The sequence below is a fragment of the Pararhizobium sp. genome (genome assembly GCF_035497515.1).
In the GTDB taxonomy this organism is placed as follows: Bacteria; Pseudomonadota; Alphaproteobacteria; order Rhizobiales; family Rhizobiaceae; genus Pararhizobium.
The window spans coordinates 1-3,824 of sequence record NZ_DATJDJ010000121.1; the positions used below are offsets into that span (position 1 = coordinate 1).

A 3,824-nucleotide genomic window follows, 5' to 3' on the forward strand; every position below is an offset into this window, starting at 1 on the left:
CGTTACCACGGCCGAAGGGGATATTGCGACAAAGGCGTCGGCCGCATCGGTTACCGCTTTGACCGCAACCGTTGGCGAAATCACCGCTGACGCGCGCCTCAAGATGGAGGTTGTGACGGGGCCAACCGGATACGCCCGCATCGGCGCCCGTGTCCGCTACGGGACGAGTGGCAGTTATTGGGCTGCAGGGTGGTATCTCGACGTGCCTTCCGACCCGGGCGCGGACACCCAATTTGTGATCGAGGCTGATCGGTTTGTCCTGATCGATGGGTCCACCAAGAAAGTTCCGTTCCGGGTGGATGGTGGCAGCGTGTTCATCGACGACCTGAAAGTCGGCACGTCGAATATCGATCCGGGTGCGGTGACAACTTACGAGACCGGAAGTTTGGCCGACGGGTCTATGGATGGTTTCCGGACCATCACTATCACCGTCTCGCACGGAGATCGCGCGAATATTCCCGGTCTCCTCATTCGCATCGATGCACAGGCAGTTTGTGTGATGACGATTGTGTCCGGCGATACCGCATCGTCAGCGCTGACGATCATTAAGACCACTGGAACCAATCAGATCCTCTCCCAGGCGATAGTAACCGGCAGGATTTACGAGACCCACACGCTCAGCACTTTTGCAACTTACATCCCCCCAACCGGGCAGACATCGACCACATTCCAGATCACCCTTTCGCATCGTGGCTCATACACGGATGTCGTTGCTTTCGCTCAAGCTTTCAAGAAATAGGACACCCTATGGCAACCGTCGAAATCGAAACATCCGTCGCGCTGCAGGAAGAGCATGCGCTGACGGAGCATTATCGCAACCGCAACCTCGTGCTGGCCCAAGCCGTGGCTGACCTGAAACGCGAGAACGCGAAACTCAAAAGCCAGGTCACACCACCGGAACCCCAGACAGAAGAGGATCAGTCCTGATGGCGATTGCAAGCGTCTACAATACCGGCACGGCATCTGTTGCTGCTGGCAATACGGCGGTGACCGGCGTTGGCACGACCTGGCTGACATCCGGCCTGCAGGCGGGTGACATATTCTGGGCAAACGGCATGTCCTGCCGAATTGCGTCGGTCAACAGCAACACGTCGATCACGCTGGCCTATCCGTGGCCGGGAACTACGCTTTCCGGCGGAACTTACGAGGTGCGCTTTACCCCAGACGCGACCCGTGTCCTGGCGGCGGCCCGCGCGCTGATCGATATGCTTGGCAGCGGCCTGCTGGCAGCCATCGCGGCGGCCGGCAGCTCCGCCAGCAAGCTGATGTATTACACCGGCCCTGGCGCTGTCGCACTTGCCGACCTGACAGCACATGGCCGTTCCATTCTCGGCCTGTCCGGCGGCAACGGCAAATTCATTCGATCGACAGCCGGCGGGACGGCAGTGATGGCGGACATTCTCGGCACTGTGTCGCAGTCGGGTGGCGTCCCGACCGGGTCGCTTGTCGAAAAGGGCAGCAATGCCAATGGCGAATACGTCCGATTTTCGGATGGCACGCAAATCTGTTGGCTTCGGAATGTCGGGATCACCGCCGGCGTGGCGTTCACGTGGACATACCCCGCCGCATTTTCGGCGACGACGACCACATCGCTCATCGGCATATCCTCGTCGAGCGCAGCCTCCCGCGTCTTTGGCGGTTTGCCGGGGGCCAGTACCGCTGTTTGCAATCTTTGGACATCGAGCACCGGCGCCGAGGTCTCCGGCGGCGTAAACCTTATGGCGATCGGAAGGTGGTATAACTGATGCAGATCACATTTTCTCCGCAACGATCCGACGCGACGTTGGCCGTCACCAAGGACGGGGACACCCTCGTCATCAATGGCGTGGCGTTCGACTTTTCGGTGATCCCCGAGGGCGGCATCCTGCCGGCGGCCGGCGTCGAGTGCGATTTCGTCATCGGCGATGTCAGGCGTGAAGACGGGGCGCTCACGTTGACGCTGCTGCTGCCGCACGGCCCGAATCCTGAAGACGCTGTCCGCTTCCCCGAAATGATCCTCGACGCCGCCGATGGCGTGATCCCGCTCCCCGGCGCGGCGTCGGAGGAATAGGGATGGCGAACATCAATCTCGACCTGCTCTCGACCATGGAGCAAAGGGCTGCGCAGGCGGCCCTCAAGGCGCTCGCGGAATATACCGCCGCTATCCAGGCGCATCTCGAAGCCAAGGCAGCCGAGCGGGACTACGACAGCATCCAGTCGGCTGTCAGCTATCGCGGCGATCCGAACGGGCAGTTCGCGGCCGAGGCCGAGGCACTGTTCGTCTGGCGCTCGGCCGTCTGGACCTATGCCACGGCCGAACTCGACAAGGTCACGACCGGCCAGCGAACGCAGCCGGGCATCGAAGAGTTCGTCGGCGAGTTGCCGGCGTTCGTCTGGCCTTAAACCGCCCATCCAACCTCAAAGGACATCACCATGAAAACGACCGCTGACATCCAGCGGCGCTTGATCGCGCTCGGCTATCCGCTTCCGAAGTATGGGGCTGACGGTGATTTTGGGGGCGAGACGCAGACGGCGATCAATGCGGCGCTGTCCGACCTCGAAGCATTGCGCGGGACGCCCGTCGTCAGTGGGGGCAAGATCGACCGGGCAGCATTCTACGCGGCTTTGAAAAAGCAGGGCCTGTTCGGCGGCGTGCTCGATGCATCCCAGGTTGTCGGCATGGATGCCATTCTGGACGGCTGGGAAAAATCCGGCCTGACCGATCTCCGCTGGCTGGCCTATATGCTGGCCACCGCCTACCATGAGACGGCGCGGCGGATGCGGGCGGTGCGCGAGACGCTGGCGCCGACCGACGACCAGGCCATCACCATCCTTGAAAAGGCTTTCGCCGCCGGGAAACTGCCGTGGGTGAAAACGCCCTACTGGCGCAAGGATGCTGACGGCAAAAGCTGGCTCGGTCGGGGGCTGGTGCAGCTCACCCACCGGAAAAACTACCTCACCATGTCGAACATCCTCGGCGTCGATCTGGTCGGGCAGCCGTCCTACGCGCTCAACGATGACATCGCCGTGGAGATCATGATCGAGGGCATGACCAAGGGTGCGTCGTCCAAGGGCGACTTCACCGGCAAGAGCCTCGAAGACTATTTCAACGCCTCACTCGAAGACTGGACGAATGCCCGCCGGATCATCAACGGCGTCGAGAGCGCCGGTGTTGTCGCCGGGTACGGCCAGAAATTCTACACCGCCCTGAAAGCCGCCTAACCTCCCAACATCGAAGGAAATCATCATGCGCTCTCTGCTCATCATGGCAGCGGCATGCCTTGCGCTGTCTGCCTGCACCACGACGTCGATCGATGCAGCAATCCAGAAAAACCTGCCGCAAATCTGCTCGGCCGCCGGCACGGCACATTCGGCTTTCGTCGTGGTTGCTGCGGCCGGCAGCATCAAGCCAAAGACCGCAGCCAAGGAGGCGGCGGCATGGGCGGCTCTGGAAAGCGTCTGCACCGCTCCCGAGACTGCCACTGCGGCCTCCGTACTGGTTCGCGCCGCCGAAGCCTATGCCGCCATCACTGTCGCGCTGCGCGAAGCCAAATCCGCATCCTGATCCCGAAAGGACAAGACTATGAACATCACCAACTACGTCCCCGTCATCGTCCGCTATGCGATCGTGTCGCTCATGGCCGCCATGTTTACCCACGGTTGGGTCACTGACGATCAGAACGCCATCCTGACCCAGAACATCGACATCATCGTCTCCGCGCTGGTCGGCCTGCTGACGGTTGCCTATGCGCTGATCAAGCGGCCATCCGCGAAAGCCCTCGATGCGGCCAAGGTGATCGACCAGGAGCTCCCGAAGCACGCTGATGTCGAGATCGTGACGCCGG

Annotated in this window: 8 protein-coding genes; all 8 read left to right on the forward strand. The window is 61.6% G+C overall.

Going from position 1 to position 3,824, the window contains the following annotated elements; genetic code table 11:
- Positions 1–739: phage tail tip fiber protein (locus VL202_RS12940; protein ID WP_325464523.1), on the forward strand; the 739-nt coding region annotated here is incomplete at its 5' end.
- 8 nt (positions 740–747) lie between these two features.
- Positions 748–927: a hypothetical protein gene (locus VL202_RS12945; RefSeq protein WP_325464524.1), complete on the forward strand. Its 180-nt coding sequence runs from the start codon at positions 748–750 to the stop codon at positions 925–927.
- Positions 927–1,745: a hypothetical protein gene (locus tag VL202_RS12950; RefSeq protein ID WP_325464525.1), complete on the forward strand. Its 819-nt coding sequence runs from the start codon at positions 927–929 to the stop codon at positions 1,743–1,745. The genes VL202_RS12945 and VL202_RS12950 overlap by 1 nt, the downstream gene beginning before the upstream one ends.
- Positions 1,745–2,050, forward strand: coding sequence for a hypothetical protein (locus tag VL202_RS12955; protein WP_325464526.1), 306 nt, complete (start codon positions 1,745–1,747; stop codon positions 2,048–2,050). Before VL202_RS12950 ends, VL202_RS12955 begins: the two co-directional genes overlap by 1 nt.
- Before the next feature lie 2 nt (positions 2,051–2,052).
- Complete coding sequence (locus VL202_RS12960; RefSeq protein WP_325464527.1) at positions 2,053–2,382, forward strand: hypothetical protein; 330 nt, start codon at positions 2,053–2,055, stop codon at positions 2,380–2,382.
- Between the two features lie 30 nt (positions 2,383–2,412).
- Positions 2,413–3,201, forward strand: a complete 789-nt coding sequence (locus tag VL202_RS12965; RefSeq protein WP_325464528.1) for a hypothetical protein — start codon at positions 2,413–2,415, stop codon at positions 3,199–3,201.
- Positions 3,202–3,226: 25 nt separating this feature from the next.
- Positions 3,227–3,544 (forward strand): cell wall anchor protein, encoded by a 318-nt coding sequence (locus tag VL202_RS12970; RefSeq protein WP_325464529.1) that lies wholly within the window; start codon positions 3,227–3,229, stop codon positions 3,542–3,544.
- 18 nt (positions 3,545–3,562) lie between these two features.
- The coding region (locus VL202_RS12975; RefSeq protein WP_325464530.1) for a hypothetical protein at positions 3,563–3,824 on the forward strand (262 nt) is incomplete at its 3' end.

Bases quoted from the DNA above. Each gene is read 5' to 3' on its own strand.
- VL202_RS12945 (WP_325464524.1), top strand. From the start codon at position 748: ATGGCAACCGTCGAAATCGAAACATCCGTCGCGCTGCAGGAAGAGCAT.
- VL202_RS12950 (WP_325464525.1), top strand. From the start codon at position 927: ATGGCGATTGCAAGCGTCTACAATACCGGCACGGCATCTGTTGCTGCT.
- VL202_RS12955 (WP_325464526.1), top strand. From the start codon at position 1,745: ATGCAGATCACATTTTCTCCGCAACGATCCGACGCGACGTTGGCCGTC.
- VL202_RS12960 (WP_325464527.1), top strand. From the start codon at position 2,053: ATGGCGAACATCAATCTCGACCTGCTCTCGACCATGGAGCAAAGGGCT.
- VL202_RS12965 (WP_325464528.1), top strand. From the start codon at position 2,413: ATGAAAACGACCGCTGACATCCAGCGGCGCTTGATCGCGCTCGGCTAT.
- VL202_RS12970 (WP_325464529.1), top strand. From the start codon at position 3,227: ATGCGCTCTCTGCTCATCATGGCAGCGGCATGCCTTGCGCTGTCTGCC.